Origin of the sequence: Jeotgalicoccus sp. WY2 (assembly GCF_018437745.1) — a bacterium.
In the GTDB taxonomy this organism is placed as follows: domain Bacteria; phylum Bacillota; class Bacilli; order Staphylococcales; family Salinicoccaceae; genus Jeotgalicoccus; species Jeotgalicoccus psychrophilus.
The window spans coordinates 2,206,583-2,229,499 of the sequence record NZ_CP049818.1; the positions used below are offsets into that span (position 1 = coordinate 2,206,583).

Below are 22,917 nucleotides of genomic sequence, written 5' to 3' on the forward strand. Positions count from 1 at the left end.
TTAAAGCATTATTATAGTGTTTTGTAGTATTATGAATTATAGCATAAGATAATTATGAAAACTTTGCAGGTGTGGTGGATATGAAAAAAATTAAAAATTTAGCATTAAAATTATATAAAATAGCATTCTGGATATGCGGAAAGTCTTTTAATAAAATTCGCTGATTATTTTTGAGAGTTTCCTCGGAAAACAGTATAGTGATAATCCGCGGGCACTATACGAATATATGTCGATTCATTACCCGGAATACAGATTTATGTGGAGTGTCGATAAGCGATACACTGATGTGTTTGAACGTTACGACATTCCTCATATAAAGAGATTTTCTCTCAGCTGGATGATTTATATGAATAAAGCGGTACTGTGGATTTCAAACAGCAGATTACCGCTCTGGATTCCAAAGCCAAAAGGGACGACGTATTTGCAGACATGGCATGGCACGCCGCTTAAAAAACTTGCGGTTGATATGGATGAAGTCCATATGCCCGGCACTGACACAGAACGCTACAAACGCAACTTCACCCGTGAATCTGCAAAGTGGGATTTTTTAGTCTCACCGAATGAATATTCAACTGAAATATTTAAAAGAGCGTTTAAATTTGAGAACCACATGCTGGAAACCGGATATCCCCGCAACGACTTCCTGTTTACTAACAGCGATGATGAAGCGATTCAAAACCTGAAAAAAGATTTGAATCTGCCTGAGGATAAGAAGGTGATTTTATGCCCCGACCTGGCGAGATGATTCTTATCATGGTAAAGGACGCTATAAATTTAATCTGGAATTCGATTTGAAAGAAATGTACGAAGCATTGTCTGACGAATATATTATTATTTTGAGAATGCATTATCTGGTCAGTGAGAATCTTGACATCAGCGAATATGAAGGTTTTATTTATGATTACTCGAAATACGAAGAAATCAGGGATTTATATGTCATTTCAGATATGCTGATTACAGATTATTCATCAGTATTTTTCGATTATGCAAACTTAAAAAGACCGATGATATTCTACGTTTATGATATCGATAATTACAGAGATAAACTCAGAGGGTTTTACTTTGATTTTGAAAAGAAAGCTCCGGGACCGCTCGTTACTACGACAAACGAGCTCCTTACAGCAATTGAAAATACGAAAAATGAAGACTTTAACGAAGTATATAATACTGTAGAATTCCGCAGCAGATTCGGTGCACTTGAAGACGGTAAAGCGTCACAGCGTGTTGCTGATGAAGTTATTTGTTATTTAAGAAGTAAAATTATATAATTCACCATTGATGAAAATTTGAGGTTGTGAGTAACTTATGAAATCCATGTGGAAAGTATTACAGGAACAGATTGCCCACTTTTATTTAGTGCGGCGCCTGTCAGTTTATGATGTGAAAAGTAAGAATCAGAATAATTATTTAGGCATAGTGTGGGAAGTGCTGACTCCGGTTATCAGTATTCTTATATACTGGTTTGTGTTTGGTACATTAAGGTCCCGTGCACCAATTGAAATGGGTGGTATGGAAGTGCCGTTCTTCTTCTGGCTGTTTATAGGATTTGTCGTCTGGACATTTTTCTATCAGGCAAGTATAGAATCGTCCAAATCGATTTATACCAGACTGAAGATGCTGTCAAAAATGAATTTCCCGTTAAGTGTAATACCTAATATTCCGATATTTTCAAAGTTTTATACGCATTTAATTATGCTTACTATCGCTTTTATCGTGTTTCAGTTTGCAGGCTACTATGTCAGCGTGTACTTTATTCAGATTCCGTATTTTATTTTTGCAACGTACGTGCTGATATATTCGTTTGCTCTTATTACATCAACACTGTCGACGCTAATCCGGGACGTTCATTTAGTGCTTAACTCGCTGCTTCGCATGCTGCTTTATTTATCAGGCGTGCTGTGGCCGCTGTCGATGCTGTCGGGTTTCCCAACGCTGATGGTGATTATGCAGTTAAATCCGCTGGTATATTTAATTGAGGGTTACCGTGCTGCATTTTTCGGCACAGAATGGTTCCTTGTTACACAGTGGGAATATTCATTATACTTCTGGGGACTGATGTTCGTTATGCTGTTTATCGGTTCGGTGCTGCATATTAAATTCAGACGTAATTTTATCGATTACTTATAATGGGGTTTAAAAATGACAAAAGCTATTATTACTAAAAATGTCGTGAAAAAATATAAACTTTACGAGAATCAGAAGGACCGCATGCTTGATCTTATTAGTCCTAAAGGGCATGGTGAGGACTTTTATGCGCTGAACGGTGTGAATTTTGAAGCGGATAGAGGCGATGTTGTCGGTTTTATCGGCATTAACGGTTCCGGTAAGTCGACGCTGTCGAACATTATTGCAGGCATCGTCCCTGAAACCAGCGGTGAAGTACAGGTAAACGGTCAGCCCGCGCTTATCGCAGTGGCTGCAGGTTTAAATGATGATTTAACAGGGCGCGATAATATCGAGCTGAAGTGTTTAATGCTCGGATTTTCAAAGGATGAAATTAAAACGCTCGAACCTGAAATTATTGAGTTTGCAGAACTTGAAAACTTTATCGATCAGCCGGTTAAATCGTACTCAAGCGGAATGAAATCAAGACTCGGTTTTGCTATCAGTGTAAAAGTGGATCCGGATATTTTAATTATAGACGAGGCGCTGTCGGTCGGAGATAAAGCATTTGCAGATAAAAGTCTGAAAAAAATGCTCGAATTTAAAGACCAGGGAAAAACGATGATTTTTGTCAGCCACTCTATTGGACAAATGAAATCGTTCTGCGATAAAATTCTGTGGCTCGAATTTGGACGTGTTAAAGCGTTCGGCGAAGTCAAAGATGTACTGCCGCTGTATGAAGCTTTCCTTTTAAAATGGCAAAATATGCAAAAAGATGAAAGAGATTTATACAGAACTAAAATAATGTCGAAAGATCCAAGCGAAAATAAATATAAAAAGCTTGGCGATTTAATGGTACTGGATGACGATGAAGAACTTGAGGCATCTCATACCTACTCGGTGCGGCCGGTCAGCAAACTGGTGCATTTAAAAGCCTATACGACGTATGTATACAAAGCGCCGAATGAAGAAGATGGCAAAACGGATGCTCAGCATTTAAAGAATAAAGTATATTACGTAAAAAGAGAAGCGACATACCAGTTTGAGAATTATTACCTGCTGAGTACTAAACCAAGCGGGGAAGATGGTGTTATCGGATGGATCAGAGGAATAGAAACATCCGCGCATGTTCATACACTTGTAGACAATGACAAAAAAACATTTTACTTAAAAGGGCGCGGCTATGCATCGACTGAACCGTGGGGCGGTAAGCGCCAGTATGTTCATGAATCTCTTGAACAACATAAAGGATTACCTTTTAATGTAAATGAAACAATTTTAGTCGGCAATAATATCTGGTACAGAGGAATTATTGAAGGCGAAAATGAATCTGCATGGGTACACAGCAACAATGTGGCAGCTGATATAGAAGAATTAAATGATGATCAAAATGATTAAGAGGTGCTTGTGCACCTCTTAATTTGTTTAATACAAAGTTTCTGACGATGTGAAGAAACCATCGGCACCAAGACTTGTCAGCCGGTCGGCTTCTTTTTGACTCTTCACAGTATATGGATAGACTTTTAAACCGTATTTGTGGCATTCTTCAATGAATGCAGCATTGGCAATTTTTTTATGCGGATGCACACTGACAGCATTGAGTCCTGTCATGCTTACATACTTTCCGGCATTAATCATTGGATAATGTATTAGGAATCCGAGTTTAATATTTGGATTGCATTCTGCAATGCGGAGCAGAGCCGTATGATCAAATGATGAGACTATAATATTATCGAGATTATAATGCTTGAGTACAAGGTCTGCGATATGCTTTTCTATACCGATATGACGCTCAGGAGAATTTTTAATTTCAATATTAATTAAAATATCATCAGGCATAAACTGAAGCACATTTTCTAAAGAAGGTATTGTAGCACCTGCGAATTTCTCGTCAAAATATTTACCGACATCTATAGACTGCAGTTCATCATAAGTATATTGATTAACTGCAAGTTTTGCGTCTTTATTATAACGTTTCAGTTTGTAATCATGAACGATTACAGGTACGCTGTCTTTCGTCAGCTGGACATCCAGTTCAATCGCACGGGCGCCGTAATCAAGCGCTGTATTAAAGGCGATTTCAGTGTTTTCAGGTGCAACAGATTCAGCACCGCGGTGTGCAAACACAGTAACCATATAAATTCACTCCAATTTTAATTAGACTTTAATATTCATAGTGTAACATCTGAAAGTAAATAAATTATTAAGAAGATGTAAGAAAGGAAGAATCGCTGTGACGGTAAAATATAACACTGTTAAGCTGATGGACATTGATTTTATCAATATATCCAGATATTCGTTTTTAAATAAAATAGTCTATCCAGCTATCGAACAAGAGAAAAAATGTTTTATCGTCACGGCAAACCCGGAAGTTGTGATTGCAACACGGGATGATCCCGACTTTAAAACAATAGTGAAAAGCGCAGATTACGTTCTTGCTGACGGTATCGGGGTCGTTAATGCATCGAAGCTGATCAATAATCCGATTAAAGAACGAGTCACAGGTGTAGATTTTATGTACGACCTGCTTAAATATGCGTCTGATAATAGAAACGCGTATTCTTCTTAGGAGCCAGTGAAGAAGTAAATATTAAAGTAACAGAAATTGTCGAAAAGGACTATCCCGGCCTGATTATAGCAGGCAGAAAGAACGGCTACTTTAACAGATATGATGATGATATCGCAGATTATATAGCCGGTACAAAACCGGATATTGTCTTCGCTGCACTTGGTGCCAAACGGCAGGAAGGCTGGATACATCATTATATGGACAAATTCGATAAAGGAATATTTATCGGGGTCGGCGGCAGTTTCGATGTACTGAGCGGACAGATTAAACGGGCACCTGAGATATGGATTAAACTGCAGCTCGAGTGGCTGTACCGTTTAATAAAAGAACCTCACAGAATGAAGCGGGATTTAAAAGTTTTGGAATTCATGCTGCTGCATGTGCCGGTACTTAAAAGAATTATGAAATGGCTTGGTTTCTCCAAGTCCAAATCAAGATCAACCCGGGACGGCATACGCTGATGAAAAACAGGGCAGAGTAATCTGCCTTGTTTTTCTATAGTTAAATATTTTTTATGGTAAAATATTTTTAAGATTCAGAACACCATGCAGCGGGGGAGATTGAATGACCGGAGAAATGATATTTGTCGCAGTCATCATCGTATTAATGTTAATAGGTTTGTCATTTGAGGTTATTCGTGCAGATTTTTTAATCTTTTTAGTACTGGTGATATTTCTAATAACCGGCGTTATAAGCAGCGGTCAGGCATTAAGCGGCTTTTCGAACGAAGGAATGTTGACAGTACTGCTCCTGTTTATCGTAGCGGGCGCCATTCAGAAACACGGAATTATTGAGCTGGTTGTCTATAAACTGCTTGGGAAAACCCGGAGTGTAAAAACAAGTATGATAAAGGTAATGCTTCCGGTCGGACTGGCGTCGGGTTTTCTTAACACACACCGATAGTCGTTGCACTGACACCGATAATTAGAGACTGGGCGATAGAGAACGGCTACAGTCCATCAAAATTTTTAATTCCTTTATCTTACATTACAATTCTTGGCGGGACGATTACAATGATTGGTACGTCTACGACGCTGGTCGTTCACGGTCTGCTGATTAGTGCAGAACTTGAAGGATTCTCCTTCTTTACACTGGCAGTGGTCGGGCTGCCGATTACTGCCGCTGGACTTATATACTTGCTGACGATCGGATATAAGCTGCTGCCGGAACATCTTGGTGCAAAAGAGCAGATCAGTCAGGAGACTAAAGAGTTTCTGGCAGAAGCAATTATTGAAAAGAATTTTGAACACGAAGGACAAAGCGTAACCAAGCTTGGCCGTGATGTGCTGGACGGAATATATTAATTGAAATTATACGTAATGGTAGCAGAGTTTATCCAGTTACGGGTGAGACTAAAGTTCTGAACGGAGATCATATTATTTTTTCCGGCTCATTAAATACAATCGGGAAAATACAGAAATTTAAAGGTGTAACGATTAAAACAGGTTCCGAACTCACACTGGATGATGTAAGTAATAAAGACAGTCATTTAGTTGAAACGGTAGTTTCACATAATTCGGCTCTCCTTAATAAAACATTGAAACAGGCTAATTTTAAAACGCGCTACGATGCCGGTGTTATCGCTATTCACCGTAATAACCAGCGTATTAAAAGCAGGGTGGGAGACATCGTTCTAAAAACAGGTGATACTCTCTTACTGCTTGCGGATAATGCATTTATTGATAAGCATAAATATTCTTCTGATTTTTATGTTGTCACTGACGTAGCACCGCCTGAAAACTTAAATCAGGATATGCGTAAAGGGTGGGTCAGCTTAATCGCCCTGATTTCTATGATTCTTGCGGTAACACTTGGATTATTCTCAATGCTTGAAGCAATGCTGGTTCTCGTCGTTCTGCTTATTGCTTTTAAATTCATTACACACAAATGAAATAAAGAAATTTGTTCAGTTTGACGTTATACTGCTTATTGCCAGTGCATTTGCTGTCGGTGCGGCGATGACAGAATCCGGATTGGCGCAATATTTAGCAGGTGGTCTGACATCACTTGCCACGCCGCTTGGAGTACTCGGTGTCATTATAATTATTTATATAGTCACTAATATTTTCACTGAAATTATTACAAACAGTGCAGCTGCTGTGCTGATGTTTCCAATCTCGCTTGAAGTGGCTAATGTGATGGATATAAATTATATGGGTCTAATAGTCACTGTTACTATTGCTGCATCAGCGAGCTTTATGACACCAATCGGTTACCAGACGAATCTGATTGTATACGGACCTGGTGGTTATAAATTCAGTGACTATATAAAAGTCGGTGCACCGCTTTCTATGATTACCATGATCATTGCATCTCTAATAATTTACGCTGTCTGGTTCTGATGAAAATACGGAATTAAATATTATATTTCAACAAGGTTACAACTATGTTACAATACTTTATGAACGAAATGAAAAAGTCATTGTTTGTGAGGTCCTAACTTGAGACAAATATTATTATCACTATTTGTATTATTTCTAATCGGATGTAATCAAAACGATAAATTTTCTAAAGCAGAAGATTTATCGGCAGTTGCTAAAACACATTTCACTGCAAGTAACTTGGTTATAACGACATCAGAAGATACTGCAAATAATTTATCGAACAGCACAGCCAACACCGGCGATCACGATACTGAAAATATACTGAAAAACAATATAAGCGATGCTGAACAGTCAAATAGTGCAGCACTTGAAACGCTTCTCGTACAAATTAATGAAACCCATGACGATATATTTGATGTCTGGCATAATAACTTTATTCCGCTTTATAATGCATATCAGTTTGATGGGCTGGAAGTGGAGTATGCAGCTGATGAAATTACGAACTTAAATGAGAGTTATGTGAAGCTGGAAAAAGAAGTTGAAAATCTTTCAGTGCCTGATGATTTACCGGCAGGTGAACAGTTGCGGATTCAGGAAATAAAAGACGATCTGCTCCTTGCGATATCGAATCGCTCACTTGCGGTAATTGAATTTAAGTCTATGCTCGGCAGCGATGATGTTTTGCATCAGGCATTTATGGATATTCATATTGCCAATAGCAACCGCTATTTAGACGAAGTAAAAGAAGTTAATGCAGAACTCGGAGTTAGAAATGAAGAACTGATAACTGCTAAATATAATTAATAAAAGCGCCGTATTGACGTGATACCCAAAAGTTAGACTATTTGGTATTATGCTGATTTTAAGGTATGTTTCCTGTATTGAACAGGAGACATGCCTTTTAATTTTGTCTTAATTCTCTTGGTATTATAAAATTCAATATACTCTCGGATAGCGGATTCAAGCAATTCATAAGTGTCAAACTGTTCGCCATAAAACATTTCTTGTTTCAATAAGCCAAAAAAGTTTTCCATGGGTGCATTATCTAAGCAATTCCCTTTTCTAGACATGCTCTGAGTCACATTATAGGTGTCGAGGATATTTACCCATGCTCTGTGTTGGTAATGAAATCCTTGATCTGAATGGATGACTAAATCATTCAACAGACCTTGGTGTTTGCTTAATGCATCCGTCAATGGTTTTAAAGCAATGTCTAAGTTAGGCGATCGACTCATCTCATAAGCAATAATCTCTGAAGTACAGCTATCAAATATCGTTGAAAGATATAGCCGTTTTCCTTTAGACGGTAAAGAAAACTCCGTCACATCAGTCAGCCAAAGCGTATTGACCTTATCTACTTTAAATACCCTATTGACTGTGTTTGGTGCAATGTATCCGACAGTCCCTCTATATGAACTGTATTTATTTCGATGTTTTTTTGTAAATTTCACACACAGTAAATCGTAGGTCCGCATGATACGCAAAAGACGCTTATGGTTAACGATGATACCATCTTGTTCCAATACAGCTTTAATCCTTCTGTAGCCATACCGCCCCTTACTTTGTTCAATAATTTCTCGAACGCTCTTTAATATAGGTAAATCTTTTTGCCTTTGATCATCAACATGTCTCACCCAGTAGTAATAAACAGACTTGGGCAGCTTTAAGATGTTTAGAATATCTTTCAATGAATATGACGTCTCTTGCCTTACTTCAATTGCGACTACCGCTTTTTCTTTGTTGGTTTTGTCGGTAAGGCTTTTAACTTTTTTAAGATGATATTTTCCAATTCAGACATTTTTAGTTCTTCTCGTAGTCTCTCGAGCTCTTCGCGTTCTGTTTCATTCAATGGTTGACTTGTTTTTTTAGACTGATGACTCATGTTCTTTACACGCCCTCTACGTTTTTCCTCAAGCGCAGCGTGCCCACCATCACGTAATCGACGATGCCAGTTGGCAATCATGGAAGGATTACGAATCCCAAAATGATGCGCTGTATCTTTATAGGACAACAAGTTTTCTTGTCTATAGTCTAAAACAGATCGTTTAAATTCACTAGTATAAGTTGTTTTCGTCATGTGCTTAAGCAGGCTGTCTGGCCCAAACTCATTATAGTTATTCACCCATCTTGTAATTAATGAAGGGTTGATCTGATACTGCTTAGCTAAAGCCTTATATCCACCTTCATTATTAAGGTAGGATTGAACTACTGCCATTTTGAACTCAAAACTATGTTTTTTATTTTCATAACAAAAACTCCCCTTAAGTTGGATTTAGGTCCAACTTAAGGGGAGCACGTCATATCTGGTGCTTTTTTATGTTTAAAATACAGTTAAACGGGAATATTAATGATTAGAAATAAAATTACAGGAGGAATTTATTTATGGCAAAAAAGTAGCTGTTATTATGACAGATTTAGTCGAAGATATCGAATATACAAGCCCTAAAGAAGCAATTGAGGAAGCTGGACATGAAGCAGTGCTCATTTCGCCGGATGGTTCAGCTGTAGAAGGTAAAAAAGGCGGAACATTCGAAGCGGATAAGTCTATCGGAGAAGTAACACCGAATGATTATGATGCTTTATTAATCCCGGGCGGATTTTCACCGGACAGTTTACGCGGAGACAAAGAAGACCGCTTCTCAAAATTTGCCAAGCATTTCCTTGAAGAAGACAAGCCGGTATTTGCAATTTGCCACGGCCCTCAGCTGCTGGTAGATACAGGTTTATTGAAAGATAGAAAAGTCACCAGCGTTAAAAACGTTAAAAACGATTTAATCAATGCAGGAGCAAAATGGGAAGACAGCCCGCTCACAGTATGCGGCAACCTTGCTACAAGCCGCACACCCGATGATTTAGACCAGTTTAATGCCGAAATTAAAAGACAATTAGGTTAAAATAAAAGCTGCAGCGGAAGACCGCTGCAGCTTAATTTAATTTCTATTCTACTGTTACTGTACGTGCGGCAGCAGCCGGATCGCCGAAACTGTCAAAGGCAGCGTAAGCTATCGTGTATTCACCTGGAGTTTCATTATCCACTTCTCCAGAAATATAAAGCTCATTACTTATATCAGTACCATCCACATCTATTGCACGGACACCGTCTTTAGGATCAAATGATTCGCCGGTGCTGATTGTCAAATCTTCGACGCCGCTGAATGATACAGAATTACCGGTATCAGCTGAAGAGTTTTTGTCAGGTGCAGTTTCACCCAGCTGTGCTTCAGTTGGCGGAATCAGTGGTACAGGATCGCTCTCTCTATCAGATACTGTAACCTGACGGACATGTTCGTAATAGCCGCCCCGCGAATTTTCCGCGCGGTAGGTTACGCTGTAGGTACCTGGAGATTCTGTATTTACGCTGTTATTTGTGACTTCTATATTATCGGTAATATTTCCATCTTCGTTGTCCAGCGCATAAACACCGGCCATCGGGTCGAAGTCACTGCCGGTCTGAACGTTAATATAACTGACACCTTTTATGCGGGTATATTGCCCGAATGGCTGTCGGTTTCTTCTGTCATAGTCGGACCATCATAATTTTCATATGCTTGATCGGGACCTTGAGCGGGTACTTCAATTTCGTTATCTACGAAATCACTGACGATTGGTGCGACTGGAAGTGCACCAATCATAAATTTTATAAGCGTATCTGCATTCATTTATTTACACCTCTGGATTCACAATACTTTTTTTAATTTTAGCACACTACAGTCGTAACGACCAAGAATAGTGCGGACAGGAAGTGAAGGGATTTGACTTATATATTATTAATTATAGGATTCGTACTGCTGATAAAAGGTGCAGGATATTTTGTGGACGGGGCATCGGCAATTGCCGGAAAACTGCATATTTCTCCGCTAATTGTAGGATTGACTATAGTCTCGCTTGGTACGAGTGCACCGGAAGCAGTCGTCAGTATAATTGCTTCACTTGAGGGCAATGGTGATATGGTTATTGGCAACATTGTCGGAAGTAGCATCATAAATATTTCTTTAATGCTTGGTGTTACTGTATTGGTTTCTCCATTTTTAATTGAAAGGGAAACACAGACAAGAGAAATTCCCTATGCTCTGATAGCAGCAGTATTGCTTCTTGTATTTATGTCGGACCAATTTTTATTTTCTGCTGATTCCAATATAGTAGGACGTATCGATGGAATTATTTTATTGGCAGGTATTGGTTTATTTTTATATTATACATTTGTGAAAGCACGCCGCACCAGAGAAGCAACTCAGGAGAGCGAAGCTAAAAAAGCGGGGAATGACAGCAGCTGGTTTAAAAACATTGCCCTATTTGTTATCGGTCTTGCGGGTATTATTTTCGGCGGTGATCTGGTTGTCGACAGTGCATCGGCAATTGCTCTGTCACTCGGTATGAGTCAGGCACTTGTCGGTTTAACAATTGTTGCGATCGGTACATCGCTGCCGGAACTCACAACGTCTGTTGCTGCTGCGAGAAAAGGCGAAGCGGAAATGGCATTTGGTAATCTGATCGGTAGTAATATTTTCAACATATTTTCGTACTGGGGCTCTCTGCGGTAATCAGTCCTTTAAGTGTCAGCGGAAGTCTCTTTACAGATGCATGGATACTGATTGTTATTACTGTGATATTAATGACTCTTGCTTTATGGAAAGGAAAACTTTCTCGTACTTCAGGTGGAGTGCTCGTCTTATATGTAATTTATTTTGCGTACATTATAATAAGAGGTTAAATCATACAGGACATCAAAAGGCCTCTCCGAAAATTTGGAGAGGCCCTTTTTAGGTTTATTATTTTTCGTTATGCCATTTAGCAGCTAATAACGTGTTGTTTAAGACCATTGTAATTGTCAGTGGACCAACACCGCCTGGAACCGGTGTAATGTAACTTGCTACTTCTTTAGCACTCTCAAAATCAACATCGCCAACTAATTTCTCGTCGACAACTGTGTTACCGACATCGATAACGATTGCACCTTCTTTTAAGTCAGATCCTTTAATAAGACCCGGCTTACCTACTGCACTTACGACAATGTCGAAGTTTTTAAGGCTTGCAACCATGTCTTTAGTACGTGAATGCATCAGTGTTACTGTAGCATTTTCGTTAGTTAGTAATTTCGCTACCGGCTGTCCGACAATGTGTGAACGCCCGACAACAGCAACTGTTTTACCTTCCAGTGAACCTGTATGCTTCAGTAATTCCATAATACCAAGCGGTGTACATGGTACGAATGTGCGCTGCCCAGTGTACAGGCGTCCGATATTAACCGGGCTGAACCCGTCTACGTCTTTATGAGGAGCAATTGTTTCAAGTACTTTATTTTCATCTACCTGTGACGGCAGTGGAACTTGTACAAGAATGCCATTTACTTTATCGTCGTTATTAAGTTTTTCTACTGCTGCAAGTACTTCTTCTTCTGAAGTATCTTCATCTAATCGCACGATAGAAGACTCCATCCCGATTTTTTCAGCAGCTTTGTTTTTAGAACGTACGTAGCTTAATGAAGCGCCGTCGTTACCTACAATTACCACCGTAAGATTTGGTACAATTCCCTGTGATTTTAATTTTTCAACTTCGCTTTGTAATCCGGCACGGTATTCTTTAGCAATTTCGCGGCCGTTTAATAATTCTGCAGTCATAAAAAAATCCTCCCTTAAAGTTTGTCTATTTCATTATCTCGAAAAACATAAGAAAAAGCTATAGATATAATTTAATATCTGCCCGAAGAAAATTAGTAGTACTTCTCTATTTAAGTTATAATAATATTAAGTTCATATTACATAAGTGCGACAGTATGAAAGGGGAAACTATGAACGTTGCAGTAATTGGCAAGGGCGGCAGAGAACATGCCATTGTCAAGATGTTGGCAAATTCAAAAAGTGTTAATAGTATTTATGCAATACCGGGAAATGCAGGCATGCGTGAAATCTGCGAGGTAATGTACCGGGTCGATGAAGATGATTTCGATGCCATTGCAGGAATATGTATTGAGAAACAGGTGGATTGGGTCGTCATAGGGGATGCGGTTCCATTATCACTTGGTCTGGCAGATTTTTTAATAGATGAATACGGACTGACTGTTTTCGGACCGCGTAAAAAAGAAGCCAGTATGGAAACCAGTAAATCATACACGAAAAATCTGCTTAAAAAATATAATATTCCAACAGCGGATTTCAAAGTATTTGTAAATTATAATGAGGCAAAAGAATATAGAATCGGCGATACCGCCTTATGTGCTTAAAAAAGACGGCTTAAGCGAAGGTAAAGGTGTCGTTATTATACAGAGCAGAAAGAAGGGTTAAAAGCACTGGAAGAGCTGGCCGCAGTGTCAGATGAAGGTGATATGGAACCGCTGCTGCTTGAAGAGTATTTAGGTGAAGAGTTTTCACTGATGGTTATGGTCAATGAAGAATATACCCACACATTTGAAGTGATTGCACAAGATCATAAAAGTGCGTTTGGCAAAGGTGATGGGCCGAATACCGGCGGTATGGGAGCTTATGCTCCAGTCACGCATATCAGTGAAACAGTCAGGCAGGAAGCAATTGAAAAAATAATTGAACCGACAGCCATGGCAATGGTTAAAGAAGGGCTGAGTTACTTCGGCGTGTTATATCTCGGTGCAATGATGACAGATATGGGGTAAAGGTTCTCGAATATAACGCGAGATTCGGCGATCCTGAAGCGCAGGTTCTGCTTTCTATGATAGACAGCGACTTCGCCTGCATACTGGAAAAGGTGCAGCAGAAAGAGCAGCTCAAAATTGACTGGAAGTCCGGCTACACTGTTGGTGTGATGCTAGCGACAGAAGGTTATCCGTATGAATATAAACGCGGTATTGGAATTTCATTTACCGATGAAATAATGGACCGCAGTTTTATCAGCGGTCTCGCTCAGACTGAAAATGGAGATTATATTTCCTCAGGCGGCCGTATTATGCTGGTGACAGGTACCGGTCTTACAATTGAAGAAGCACTAAAATCTGCATACGGCAGCGTTGGAGAAATAGAGTTTAATAAGAATGAAATATTTTACAGAACGGACATTGCACACCGTGCACTGTTAACAAAATAAAAAAAGGTTAGCTGAGTGCTAACCTCTTTTGCATGAGTATAGGATAACTAAATGATATAATTACACCTTGTCATGCACGTAAAAACTTAAGTATATTATTCGTAAATATTTAGCCTGTATCAATATTATAATTATTATCTGTTAGTAGGATATATATCCCGAATTTATAAATATAACATAAATATGCTGAAGAATGATTTTTATACTTGAATTTTATATAATAGAGAGAGTTGAGGTGACAGGATGATATGTAAATTCAGAAATCGCAGTGAAGTGATTATTAGTTTTATACTCGGTGTGTTTTTTATTATTTTAGGTCTTTTTATATTATTAACACCAGTCAGATTAGAAATGAAGAAGTCCCTGTCGAAGAGGATAACATAGAAACAATTTTTGATTTAATTAATGTTTTCTTCGTCGAAGTATCAAATATGCTGTCGATGATGATTGGAGGATTTCCAATTATTGCGGGCATACTGATAATTTTATTTGGACTGTTTATGTTTAAAGTAGGCTCATGGATTAACACTACTAAATACGATGTGCCGCTGACCTTTTTCTTTATCGGTCTGTCGCTGGTTCTGTTTATCGTGACGACGATATTAATGACACAGTCCTACGGACTTTTTGCACTGCTGTTTTTGCTCGCATTTATTATTCATCTGCTGTTCAGTGTATTTAATGAATATTTAAATCCGGAACATCGTAAAGAGCATTATATGATTATTCTGCTGTTTTACGGTATCGCATATTTCTTTACGCAAAATGCAGTGTATTCGAATATAGAATCGACGATAACACCGACAGACGTACTGTCTATTAATTTATTTTTTGCACTGGTGTGGGTATCGTCATACATGGCTCTGTGGGTCGGTGTGTTCTTGCTGAAAGCAAACAATCTGCTGAAGAAACCGGCAGATACAAGCCCTGAAAAACTTTCCAGATTAAACAAGAAGAAGAGCGGTAAAAAGCGTTTTGCACCTGATAAATATTTAGGGTTTTCACAAAAATTATACGATTTTCGCAACAAAATTCTGGATAAGCTGAAACAGTTTTTCGAAACGGACCTGCCTTCATGGTTCAAAGTTAACTATTTAGAAATACTGTTCGGTATTATCGTACTTATTTTCGTATTCCTGGAGTTTAATAACCGGAACGGTGTATTTGTAGAAGGTTATTTCAGACTTAATCAGATGCAGACAATTTACGAATGGGTCAATTTATTTATCACACTTGTCCTGGCAGTTTTATATTTAGTGTTCACGATTATGAATCTTTTGAAAGATAAGTATTATCACAGACAGATGATTGTTATTTTTATTCTTTGGATGAATGTTACAGTGAGTCTGTATATTACGCTGTTTAAAGATGTGGAATTATCGCTGTTTATTTTACCATTCAATGTTTTTCTAGTACTATTGCTGACACCGTTATTACTGATCAGTATATTTAAAGAATTTAAAGGGGTTGATAAAAATGAAACAGACAGAAAAATATAGCTACAGTGGACGTACAGATGACAAGGCGATTCATGAAAGAATCCATCAGCTTGTTAAAGAGTACAAGGGAGAATCCGGGGTACCTGTAATTACAGGGTTCAGTTCAGATGAAGGTGTCAAACGGAATAAGGGGACGAGAGGCGCTGCAGAAGGTCCTTTTAAAGTCCGTGAGAAGATGTCGTCATATGCGTTCACGGGTGAACTGTACGATGCTGGAACAGTGCTCGGTACTGAAGATTTGGAACAGTCCCAGCAGAACTTAGGAGATGTTATTAATGAGATTTATAAAAATAACAGTTTTCCTATTATTATCGGCGGCGGACATGAAACTTTTTACGGCCATTATTTAGGAGCGAGACAGGCATTCAGCGGTAAAATCGCAATCGTCAATCTCGATGCGCATTTTGACCTCCGGGATGAAAGGCCTTCCTCCGGCACGATGTTCCATCAGATTTTATCTGCTGACGGCGAAGTGGATTACTATTGTCTCGGAATACAGCCCGAGGGCAATACTAAAACGCTATATAATACAGCGGATAAGTTCGGCGTAAAATATTATTCAATTGATGAAATGAGAAATACAGATGCTGCCGATAAAGTAGCAGAGGTACTCCAGGGCTATGATGCGGTCCTTATGACATTGTGCATGGATTCACTGCAGCAGGCAATTGCGCCAGGTGTTAGTGCACCGAGTCCGAATGGTTATACTGCGATAGAAATTCATGAACTTGTCAGCAAGTTTGCTCGACTTCAAAATCTTAAAAGTTTCGATGTGTCGGAAGTATCCCCGCCGCTCGACATTAATGACCAGACAAGCGCGATAGCTGCGAGTATCATTTATAAATTTTTAACGGTCAGACAATCAATTTAAGTTCTAAAAAATAAAAAACGGGTATAGCATATAATATAACTTTTAAAATAAAGGAGTATTTACTATGACCGGACCATTAACGAATGCACAAATTGAAGAACGGGCAGATGAAGCCCGTGACCTGGTGAAATCAAAAGCTGCTTCATCTGCATTAGCTGCAGCACTTCCTATACCGCTGCTTGATGTTGGTACAGATATGAAACTGCTTAATGAAATTACTGGTGAAATTGAAGAAATATTCGGTATTACTCATGATGAGGTAGCGAAGTACAGCGATGACATGAAAACAAGAGCTGCTGTAATGATTTCCAGTGCCGGCGGAGAATTCGTTGCACGGAAAACTATCGGTTATGCTGTTAATAAAATTGGTAAGAAAAATCGTAAAGAGAATGGAACATTTGGGGTAATTCCAATTGTGACGCAAGGATCTACAGCGATAATCAGTTATTTCCTAATGAAAAAGCTTGGTAACGACCATATTGAGAAATGCGTAGACTATTTAAATTCGAAAAATATCGATGGTTCAATGCAGGAATCTTAAAAGTGGTGTAAAATAAGTGTAATCATTGAGAAATTCACACTTAAAGGAGACAACATAATGGAAACAAAGTCATTTCTAATTATAGACGAAACAGGGATTCACGCACGTCCTGCCACAATTTTAGTGCAGACAGCAACGAAATTCGACTCGGATATCGAACTCGAATATAACAGTAAAAAAGTTAATCTTAAATCAATAATGGGTGTAATGTCATTAGGAGTAGGCAAAGGTGCAGAAGTAACTATTTATGCAGACGGCAAAGACGAAGCAGAAGCGATTGAGGCAATTTCTGAAACTTTATCTAGCGAAGGACTGACTGAATAATGACAGAAATTATTCAGGTTTAAAATTGAGTGAAGGAATCGGCTTTGGAAGCATATTTATTTCCAAAAGAGCAGATATCGATATCTCGGAAAGGAAAATCGATGCTGCTCATATTAACGAAGAAATATCAGCATACAAAGAAAGTATTCAACAAGCTCATATCCAGCTCCGTATATTGAGAGAAAATGTTGGTGAACACCTCGATGAGGACAGTGCCGCAATTTTTGATGCACATATTATGATGCTGGATGATCCAGGCTTTAATGAGCAGATTATTAATAACATCAACAGTTTAAACAATGCTGAGAAAGCTATTCAGCTTGCGGGGCAAGTATATATTACTAAATTCGAATCGCTCGATTCGGAATATATGAAAGCCCGTGCACTGGATGTTAAAGATATTTGTATGCGTTTAATAGCAAATGTACAAGGTACCGAGCTGACGGATTTAACGCGCGTGGACGAACCTGTAGTAGTCGTTGCAGATGAATTAACACCTTCTGCTTCAGCACAATTAGACAGTAAGTATGTAAAAGGTATCATTACAGCAACAGGGGGAGTCACCAGCCATTCGGCTATTATTGCCCGCAGCTTAAATATACCTGCAATTTCAGGTGTTCCCGATATTTTATCAAAAGTGAATCACGGCGATGATATTATTGTCGATGGTTTCACCGGGGATATTGTGCTCTCGCCGACAGAAATTGAAATGGCGGCATACAGTGAAAAGAGTAAAGCACAGGACGAACGGGAAGAAAAATTAAAAGATTTTATCGGTAAAGAAACGGCAACCCTCGATGGTATTAAATTAGCCTGTATGCGAATATTAAAGGTCCGGAAGACATTAATGATGTCACCAGCAACGACGCTGAAGGTGTTGGACTTTACCGCACGGAATTTCTTTATATGAACAGAATGAATCTGCCGTCAGAAGATGAGCAGTTTGAAGCTTATAAAACTGTCCTTTCTTCTACGGATGATAAGCCGGTAATTATCCGGACGCTTGATATCGGTGGAGATAAGGAATTATCTTATTTGAATCTGCCGAAGGAAAGTAATCCATTTTTAGGCGAACGGTCAATTCGTTTCCTTTTAAAAAATGAAGAAATTTTTAAAACCCAGCTCCGTGCACTTGTCAGAGCAAGCGAGCATGGCAACTTAAAAGTAATGTTCCCGATGGTTACTACAATCGATGAATTTAACAGAGCAAAAGCGCTGCTCGTTGAGGAGAAAGAAAAATACGAAGCTGAAATTGGCAAAGAACTTGATAATATTGCTGTGGGTATTATGGTTGAAACACCATCTGCTGCAATTATCAGTGATCAGCTGGCGAAGCACGTTGATTTTTTCAGCATCGGTTCAAATGATTTAATTCAGTATACGATGGCAGCAGACCGTCTGAATGATCAGGTGATTTATACCAGCCTTATCATCCAAGTGTTCTTGGCCTGATTAAAAAGGTCATTGACAGCGGACGCAATAATAATAAATGGGTTGGCATTTGCGGTGAGATGGCATGTGATTATAAATCCATCGCTCTTCTTATCGGATTTGGCATAGATGAACTGTCTGTAAATCCAACAAATATGGCAATACGTGAACATATTGCAAAAATCAAAAAGACCGATATGGAACACTTGAGCGAACAGGTGCTGTTAGCTGACAGTGCTGAAGATGTTCTTTATTTAATTGAGGAACACTTAAACTTAACTTAATCTTAAAAATTGTATAGTACACTGGGCATGTAGAAGTTTTTCTGCATGTCTTTTTTTACAAAAAAGAAGGGAAGTTAGTCTATGCATAATGAGAGCCGCAAGCCCGCCGTATTATTTTTATCCTTGCCTGTACTGGCATGGGCCTTGTTTGATTTTGCCAATACGATATTCTCCGCGAATATCGTCACGCTGTTTTTCCCTCAATACATAACTGAAATAATCGGGACAAACGCACAGCTGGAACAAATATCATCTACAGTAATCGCATATGCTAATGCGGCGAGTGCTTTATTTCTTATTTTATTTTCACCATTATTTGGAGTATTAATGGACAGATCAGGGAAACGTAAGAAGTATATTATTATATACACTGCTGACAGTTGTGGCATCCATACTGATGGGACTGTTCGGTGGAATGAACACCGGCACAATATTCGGTATTCCGAATGGTCTTTTGTTAACGATACTGCTCTTCGTATTTGCTAAATTCACTTACAGCTCAGGAAATGTTTTTTACGATGGCATGCTGTCATCACTCGGCAGTAAAAAAGAAGTGCCGCTTATTTCAGGCTTCGGGGTGGCACTCGGATATTTAGGTACATTATTCGGTATATTCTCGGTCTTAATAATTATTGGTGACAGCGGTATTCATAACGCATTCTGGCTGAGCGGTATTTTATTTCTGCTGTTTGCACTGCCTTTGTTTTATCAATAAAGACCCTGTGCAGAAAGCAAAACCTAAACAGCCGTTTTTTAAAGGATATAAAGATGTGTATCAAACGTTTAAAGAAGCGAAAAATATCCATCAATTTTCTTTTTATGATTGCTTATTTTTTTATCAATGACGCACTTGCAACGGCAATAGCAATGATGCAGCCGTATGCAACAACGGTGGTCGGCTTTGAAGCAAGTGCATTTTTAGTCGTCTTTATGGTGGCGACACTGTTCAGTATTGTCGGAGCACTGGTATTTGGCTTTATTAACCAGAAATACGGTTCGAAACCGACGTTCAGCATTATCGGTCTATTGCTGGCTGCAGCGATTACAATCGCAGCCCTGCCGCTGCCGATGTGGACGTTTTGGATTGCAGCAAGTTTATTCGGTGTAGCAATGGGTTCTGTGTGGGTTGTTTCCAGAACAATTATCATCGAATTGTCCCCTTCAGGAAAAGAAGGGCAGTTTTTCGGTTTGTTCGCCTTCAGTGCTAAGATGAGCGCAATTGTTGGGCCCTTTATTTACGGTACGATTACATTAGTTCTAAGCGACCTCGGGACAGCGGCATCTCGTATTGCGATAACGAGTCTGCTCTTGATGGTGATTGTCGGATTATACTTCCACAGCAAGGTGAAAATACCTGAAAATGACACTGTGTAAATACTGAACAGCAAAGTATGTTAATTTATTCACAAATATGTCACTAAATTTTAAACCTAACCATTTAATAGAAGAGGGTAAAACAGTTATAATGATAGGTATGAATATGGGGTGAGTATAAATGGATGAGGTTTTAATTGGACGGGTTTTAACCGGTATGACATTAGGTTTTCATATCATTTTTGCCACTATTGGAGTCGGCGTCCCAATAGTATTTATGGTTCTTGAATTTTTAGGACTAAGGAAAAAAGATGCGCAGTACTTAACAATGGCGCGTCGTATTGCCAAAGGTTATACGGTGACCGTTGCGGTAGGTGTTGTAACCGGAACAATTATCGGTCTGCAGCTGTCCTTAATATGGCCGGACTTTATGAGGCTCGGCGGTCAGATTATAGCCTTGCCGCTGTTTATGGAAACATTTGCGTTTTTCTTTGAAGCAATTTTCTTAGGAATATTTTTATATACGTGGGATCGATTTAAAAACCCTTGGTATCACTGGCTGTTAAATATACCAATTGTTATCGGTTCTACATTGTCAGCGGTATTTATTACGACGGTGAACTCATTTATGAATACACCGGCAGGATTTGATTTTGAAGGCGGAGAGTTCCTGAATGTCGATCCGATTGCCGCAATGTTTAACCCTTCATCATGGGTTAGGATATTCCACGTTGTTGTAACGGCATATATGACTGTTGCTTTCCTGATGGCGACAATCAGTGCTGTAAAACTGCTGAGAGCTTCTCATAAAGAAGACAGAACATATCATAAAAAAGGCTTAAAAGTAATGATGTCCATCGGTGTTATTATGGCAGGATTTACACTGCTTGCCGGAGACTTAACAGCTAAGTTTCTGCATGAGAATCAGCCTGAAAAACTGGCAGCTTTTGAGTGGCATTTTGAAACAGAAGAACGTGCGGACTTAGTACTGTTTGGTATTTTAGATGAGGAAACACAGGAAATTAAATACGAATTGCGCATTCCATGGGCACTAAGCTTCCTGGCTGGAAATTCATTTGATACTGAGGTGACAGGACTGAATGAAATTCCGGAAGATGAACGTCCGCCGCTGATTATTCATTACTTCTTTGACTTAATGGTATTCTTCGGAATGTACGGCTTAGGTGTGGCTGCAGTTTACTTTATCGTTAAATTTACGAAACGGTGGACAAAGATACACGAACATCATCCGGCACTCTTATATATGTACGCGCTGGCAGGACCTCTGTCCTTCTTAGCGATAGAAGCAGGATGGTTCTTAGCAGAAATGGGGCGCCAGCCATGGATTGTCCGCGGTTATATGAGAGTGTCTGAAGCGGTCACACAGGCTGACGGATTAGGTATAGCGCTGATTGCTTTTGCGATGCTGTACGCAGTCCTCGGCGTTACGTGTATTTACGTGCTGCTTAGAATGTTTAAAGGTAAATCAGCTGAAGAGGATAAACTGAACTGGTACGGAGAATCCGGAATTGCTTCTAAAGGTGAAGGAGGTCGACTGCCATGAGCCTAGATTATGAAATTATCGGTGTTACGGTACTGTGGACGTTTTTATATCTGTATGTCATTATCGCATCGATCGACTTCGGTGCAGGATTTTTTAACTTCTATTCAAAATTAACGGGTGATGATAACATCATCAGTCCGATAATTGCACGGTATTTAAGTCCAGTATGGGAGACGACTAACGTATTCTTTGTCTTCTTCTTTGTCGGGATTGTCGGATTTTATCCGGACACAGCATATTATTTAGGAACAACACTATTGATTCCAGGGTCAATTGCTTTAATACTGTTATCGATACGCGGTTCGTATTATGCGTTTAACTCTTATAACAGGGAAAGTAAGCTGTCATGGTCAGCGCTGTACGGCGTTACCGGACTGCTGATTCCAGCGGCATTATCGATTACGCTGGTTATTTCAGAAGGCGGTTATATAAAAGAAACCGCCACAGGTATTGATTTGGACTTTGAAGAATTAATTTTCAGCACGTACGGCTGGTCGGTAGTATTTCTCGCAATTATTTCGGTTCTTTATATTTCAAGCGGATTCCTGACGTTTTACGCGGCGAAAGCAGAAGATAAAAAAGCGAGCGAATTAACGAGAACCTGGTTTTTAATCTGGACACTTCCAACGCTGGTCATTACACAGTTTACGTTTTTAGGCTAAGAGATCATAACTATGAACACTTCCTGGCAGCTCAGGATTACTGGTATTTATTCGGGCTGAGTCTTCTTGCGATGATAATCGCAGTATTCTTAATATGGAAGCGCCGCAACTACGGCACAGCTTTCATTATGATTATGCTGCAGTACGGTTTTGCATTTACGGCTACGGTATCAGTAAGCTGCCGTACATTCTTTATCCGTATGTAAATATTAATGACTCTGTCGTGAATGAAAATATGGCATTGCATTGACAGTCGTCTTTATTTTAGGTTTACTATATTAATTCCTTCATTATTCCTGCTCGCGAGATTGTTCTTATTCGATAAGGATTATGTTAAAGGAAACAAAAAATATTAGGCACTTAAAGAATAGGTTGATA

Annotated in this window: 26 protein-coding genes and 4 pseudogenes; 24 read left to right on the top strand and 6 right to left on the bottom strand. The window is 39.1% G+C overall.

Annotation, left to right across the window (positions count from 1 at the left end; all coding sequences use genetic code 11):
• Window positions 1–163: 163 nt before the first annotated feature.
• From G4D76_RS12780 to tagH, 3 genes and pseudogenes are all read left to right on the top strand, one after another.
• A pseudogene (locus G4D76_RS12780) lies at window positions 164–1,268 on the top strand (CDP-glycerol glycerophosphotransferase family protein); the annotation flags it as partial.
• A gap of 37 nt (window positions 1,269–1,305) precedes the next feature.
• Window positions 1,306–2,127 (top strand): ABC transporter permease, encoded by an 822-nt coding sequence (locus G4D76_RS12785; protein WP_026860068.1) that lies wholly within the window; start codon window positions 1,306–1,308, stop codon window positions 2,125–2,127.
• A gap of 12 nt (window positions 2,128–2,139) precedes the next feature.
• Window positions 2,140–3,501: a teichoic acids export ABC transporter ATP-binding subunit TagH gene (gene tagH / locus G4D76_RS17210; RefSeq protein ID WP_213810089.1), complete on the top strand. Its 1,362-nt coding sequence runs from the start codon at window positions 2,140–2,142 to the stop codon at window positions 3,499–3,501.
• Between the two features lie 27 nt (window positions 3,502–3,528).
• Here tagH and G4D76_RS12795 read toward each other — a convergent pair whose 3' ends face one another.
• On the bottom strand, window positions 3,529–4,239 hold the full coding sequence (locus G4D76_RS12795; RefSeq protein ID WP_035785885.1) for a glycerophosphodiester phosphodiesterase: 711 nt from the start codon (window positions 4,237–4,239) through the stop codon (window positions 3,529–3,531).
• Between the two features lie 97 nt (window positions 4,240–4,336).
• On the opposite strand from G4D76_RS12795, the gene G4D76_RS16270 reads away from it, so the two are divergent.
• From G4D76_RS16270 to G4D76_RS12810, 7 genes are all read left to right on the top strand, one after another.
• A complete protein-coding gene (locus G4D76_RS16270) occupies window positions 4,337–4,672 on the top strand; it encodes a WecB/TagA/CpsF family glycosyltransferase (protein WP_256440491.1) in 336 nt (111 codons plus the stop codon).
• A 35-nt stretch (window positions 4,673–4,707) separates the two neighbouring features.
• Window positions 4,708–5,133, top strand: a complete 426-nt coding sequence (locus tag G4D76_RS16275; protein WP_256440595.1) for a WecB/TagA/CpsF family glycosyltransferase — start codon at window positions 4,708–4,710, stop codon at window positions 5,131–5,133.
• Between the two features lie 103 nt (window positions 5,134–5,236).
• Window positions 5,237–5,575 (top strand): SLC13 family permease, encoded by a 339-nt coding sequence (locus G4D76_RS17215; protein ID WP_371814501.1) that lies wholly within the window; start codon window positions 5,237–5,239, stop codon window positions 5,573–5,575.
• A gap of 35 nt (window positions 5,576–5,610) precedes the next feature.
• Window positions 5,611–5,976 carry an SLC13 family permease gene (locus tag G4D76_RS17220; RefSeq protein ID WP_371814701.1) on the top strand — a complete coding sequence of 122 codons (366 nt, stop codon included), beginning with the start codon at window positions 5,611–5,613 and terminating at the stop codon, window positions 5,974–5,976.
• 233 nt (window positions 5,977–6,209) lie between these two features.
• On the top strand, window positions 6,210–6,563 hold the full coding sequence (locus G4D76_RS17225; protein ID WP_371814502.1) for a TrkA C-terminal domain-containing protein: 354 nt from the start codon (window positions 6,210–6,212) through the stop codon (window positions 6,561–6,563).
• The gene (locus G4D76_RS17230; RefSeq protein WP_371814503.1) at window positions 6,535–7,014 is read left to right on the top strand and encodes an SLC13 family permease; all 480 of its coding nucleotides are present in this window, start codon (window positions 6,535–6,537) and stop codon (window positions 7,012–7,014) included. The genes G4D76_RS17225 and G4D76_RS17230 overlap by 29 nt, the downstream gene beginning before the upstream one ends.
• 99 nt (window positions 7,015–7,113) lie before the next feature.
• Window positions 7,114–7,800 carry a hypothetical protein gene (locus G4D76_RS12810; protein ID WP_213810090.1) on the top strand — a complete coding sequence of 229 codons (687 nt, stop codon included), beginning with the start codon at window positions 7,114–7,116 and terminating at the stop codon, window positions 7,798–7,800.
• A 47-nt stretch (window positions 7,801–7,847) separates the two neighbouring features.
• Here the strand turns inward: G4D76_RS12810 and G4D76_RS12815 are convergent, their stop codons facing one another.
• Together G4D76_RS12815 and G4D76_RS12820 are read right to left on the bottom strand one after the other, a co-directional pair.
• Window positions 7,848–8,786 (bottom strand): IS3 family transposase, encoded by a 939-nt coding sequence (locus G4D76_RS12815; protein ID WP_213811055.1) that lies wholly within the window; start codon window positions 8,784–8,786, stop codon window positions 7,848–7,850.
• The gene (locus tag G4D76_RS12820; RefSeq protein ID WP_213810091.1) at window positions 8,720–9,211 is read right to left on the bottom strand and encodes a helix-turn-helix domain-containing protein; all 492 of its coding nucleotides are present in this window, start codon (window positions 9,209–9,211) and stop codon (window positions 8,720–8,722) included. Before G4D76_RS12820 ends, G4D76_RS12815 begins: the two co-directional genes overlap by 67 nt.
• Window positions 9,212–9,374: 163 nt before the next feature.
• Between G4D76_RS12820 and G4D76_RS12825 the strand changes: the two genes are divergently transcribed.
• Window positions 9,375–9,890 (top strand): type 1 glutamine amidotransferase domain-containing protein, encoded by a 516-nt coding sequence (locus G4D76_RS12825; protein ID WP_256440596.1) that lies wholly within the window; start codon window positions 9,375–9,377, stop codon window positions 9,888–9,890.
• Between the two features lie 43 nt (window positions 9,891–9,933).
• Here G4D76_RS12825 and G4D76_RS12830 read toward each other — a convergent pair whose 3' ends face one another.
• Together G4D76_RS12830 and G4D76_RS15520 are read right to left on the bottom strand one after the other, a co-directional pair.
• The gene (locus G4D76_RS12830) at window positions 9,934–10,425 is read right to left on the bottom strand and encodes an immunoglobulin-like domain-containing protein (protein ID WP_250129998.1); all 492 of its coding nucleotides are present in this window, start codon (window positions 10,423–10,425) and stop codon (window positions 9,934–9,936) included.
• Window positions 10,426–10,472: 47 nt separating this feature from the next.
• Window positions 10,473–10,655, bottom strand: coding sequence for a hypothetical protein (locus G4D76_RS15520; RefSeq protein WP_250129999.1), 183 nt, complete (start codon window positions 10,653–10,655; stop codon window positions 10,473–10,475).
• Between the two features lie 93 nt (window positions 10,656–10,748).
• Here G4D76_RS15520 and G4D76_RS12835 point away from each other — a divergent pair, with 93 nt between their 5' ends.
• Complete coding sequence (locus G4D76_RS12835; protein WP_371814504.1) at window positions 10,749–11,537, top strand: calcium/sodium antiporter; 789 nt, start codon at window positions 10,749–10,751, stop codon at window positions 11,535–11,537.
• 228 nt (window positions 11,538–11,765) lie between these two features.
• On the opposite strand, the gene G4D76_RS12840 is transcribed toward G4D76_RS12835, so the two are convergent.
• On the bottom strand, window positions 11,766–12,614 hold the full coding sequence (locus G4D76_RS12840; RefSeq protein ID WP_213810093.1) for a bifunctional 5,10-methylenetetrahydrofolate dehydrogenase/5,10-methenyltetrahydrofolate cyclohydrolase: 849 nt from the start codon (window positions 12,612–12,614) through the stop codon (window positions 11,766–11,768).
• 155 nt (window positions 12,615–12,769) lie between these two features.
• Between G4D76_RS12840 and G4D76_RS17235 the strand changes: the two genes are divergently transcribed.
• The 12 genes and pseudogenes from G4D76_RS17235 to G4D76_RS12895 all read left to right on the top strand — a co-directional run bounded on the left by G4D76_RS17235 (window position 12,770) and on the right by G4D76_RS12895 (window position 22,895).
• Window positions 12,770–13,216 (top strand): hypothetical protein, encoded by a 447-nt coding sequence (locus G4D76_RS17235; protein WP_371814505.1) that lies wholly within the window; start codon window positions 12,770–12,772, stop codon window positions 13,214–13,216.
• An 84-nt stretch (window positions 13,217–13,300) separates the two neighbouring features.
• Window positions 13,301–13,621, top strand: coding sequence for a hypothetical protein (locus tag G4D76_RS17240; protein WP_371814506.1), 321 nt, complete (start codon window positions 13,301–13,303; stop codon window positions 13,619–13,621).
• Between the two features lie 56 nt (window positions 13,622–13,677).
• Complete coding sequence (locus tag G4D76_RS15530) at window positions 13,678–14,049, top strand: phosphoribosylglycinamide synthetase C domain-containing protein (protein ID WP_250130000.1); 372 nt, start codon at window positions 13,678–13,680, stop codon at window positions 14,047–14,049.
• Between the two features lie 380 nt (window positions 14,050–14,429).
• Window positions 14,430–15,548, top strand: a complete 1,119-nt coding sequence (auxA, locus tag G4D76_RS12850; protein ID WP_371814702.1) for a lipoteichoic acid stability factor AuxA — start codon at window positions 14,430–14,432, stop codon at window positions 15,546–15,548.
• Entirely contained in the window at window positions 15,526–16,419 is an 894-nt protein-coding gene (locus tag G4D76_RS12855) for a formimidoylglutamase (protein ID WP_026858534.1), read from the top strand. The genes auxA and G4D76_RS12855 overlap by 23 nt, the downstream gene beginning before the upstream one ends.
• Before the next feature lie 64 nt (window positions 16,420–16,483).
• Entirely contained in the window at window positions 16,484–16,960 is a 477-nt protein-coding gene (locus tag G4D76_RS12860) for a hypothetical protein (RefSeq protein WP_213810094.1), read from the top strand.
• A gap of 57 nt (window positions 16,961–17,017) precedes the next feature.
• A complete protein-coding gene (locus G4D76_RS12865; RefSeq protein ID WP_026858532.1) occupies window positions 17,018–17,284 on the top strand; it encodes a phosphocarrier protein HPr in 267 nt (88 codons plus the stop codon).
• A gap of 25 nt (window positions 17,285–17,309) precedes the next feature.
• Complete coding sequence (locus tag G4D76_RS12870) at window positions 17,310–18,194, top strand: phosphoenolpyruvate-utilizing N-terminal domain-containing protein (protein WP_213810095.1); 885 nt, start codon at window positions 17,310–17,312, stop codon at window positions 18,192–18,194.
• Window positions 18,128–18,999 (top strand): annotated as a pseudogene (gene ptsP / locus G4D76_RS12875) (phosphoenolpyruvate--protein phosphotransferase). Before G4D76_RS12870 ends, ptsP begins: the two are co-directional and overlap by 67 nt.
• A gap of 81 nt (window positions 19,000–19,080) precedes the next feature.
• A pseudogene (locus G4D76_RS12885) lies at window positions 19,081–20,373 on the top strand (MFS transporter).
• A gap of 121 nt (window positions 20,374–20,494) precedes the next feature.
• Complete coding sequence (locus G4D76_RS12890) at window positions 20,495–21,877, top strand: cytochrome ubiquinol oxidase subunit I (protein WP_213810096.1); 1,383 nt, start codon at window positions 20,495–20,497, stop codon at window positions 21,875–21,877.
• Window positions 21,874–22,895: pseudogene (locus G4D76_RS12895) on the top strand (cytochrome d ubiquinol oxidase subunit II). Before G4D76_RS12890 ends, G4D76_RS12895 begins: the two are co-directional and overlap by 4 nt.
• Window positions 22,896–22,917: the final 22 nt, after the last annotated feature.

Excerpts from the sequence above, each read along its gene's own strand:
- G4D76_RS12785 (WP_026860068.1), top strand. The coding sequence starts at position 1,306 with ATGAAATCCATGTGGAAAGTATTACAGGAACAGATTGCCCACTTTTAT.
- tagH (WP_213810089.1), top strand. The coding sequence starts at position 2,140 with ATGACAAAAGCTATTATTACTAAAAATGTCGTGAAAAAATATAAACTT.
- G4D76_RS12795 (WP_035785885.1), bottom strand. The coding sequence starts at position 4,239 with ATGGTTACTGTGTTTGCACACCGCGGTGCTGAATCTGTTGCACCTGAA.
- G4D76_RS17215 (WP_371814501.1), top strand. The coding sequence starts at position 5,237 with ATGACCGGAGAAATGATATTTGTCGCAGTCATCATCGTATTAATGTTA.
- G4D76_RS12820 (WP_213810091.1), bottom strand. The coding sequence starts at position 9,211 with ATGGCAGTAGTTCAATCCTACCTTAATAATGAAGGTGGATATAAGGCT.
- G4D76_RS12830 (WP_250129998.1), bottom strand. The coding sequence starts at position 10,425 with ATGGCCGGTGTTTATGCGCTGGACAACGAAGATGGAAATATTACCGAT.
- G4D76_RS15520 (WP_250129999.1), bottom strand. The coding sequence starts at position 10,655 with ATGAATGCAGATACGCTTATAAAATTTATGATTGGTGCACTTCCAGTC.
- G4D76_RS12840 (WP_213810093.1), bottom strand. The coding sequence starts at position 12,614 with ATGACTGCAGAATTATTAAACGGCCGCGAAATTGCTAAAGAATACCGT.
- G4D76_RS17235 (WP_371814505.1), top strand. The coding sequence starts at position 12,770 with ATGAAAGGGGAAACTATGAACGTTGCAGTAATTGGCAAGGGCGGCAGA.
- G4D76_RS15530 (WP_250130000.1), top strand. The coding sequence starts at position 13,678 with ATGATAGACAGCGACTTCGCCTGCATACTGGAAAAGGTGCAGCAGAAA.
- G4D76_RS12855 (WP_026858534.1), top strand. The coding sequence starts at position 15,526 with ATGAAACAGACAGAAAAATATAGCTACAGTGGACGTACAGATGACAAG.
- G4D76_RS12860 (WP_213810094.1), top strand. The coding sequence starts at position 16,484 with ATGACCGGACCATTAACGAATGCACAAATTGAAGAACGGGCAGATGAA.
- G4D76_RS12865 (WP_026858532.1), top strand. The coding sequence starts at position 17,018 with ATGGAAACAAAGTCATTTCTAATTATAGACGAAACAGGGATTCACGCA.
- G4D76_RS12890 (WP_213810096.1), top strand. The coding sequence starts at position 20,495 with ATGGATGAGGTTTTAATTGGACGGGTTTTAACCGGTATGACATTAGGT.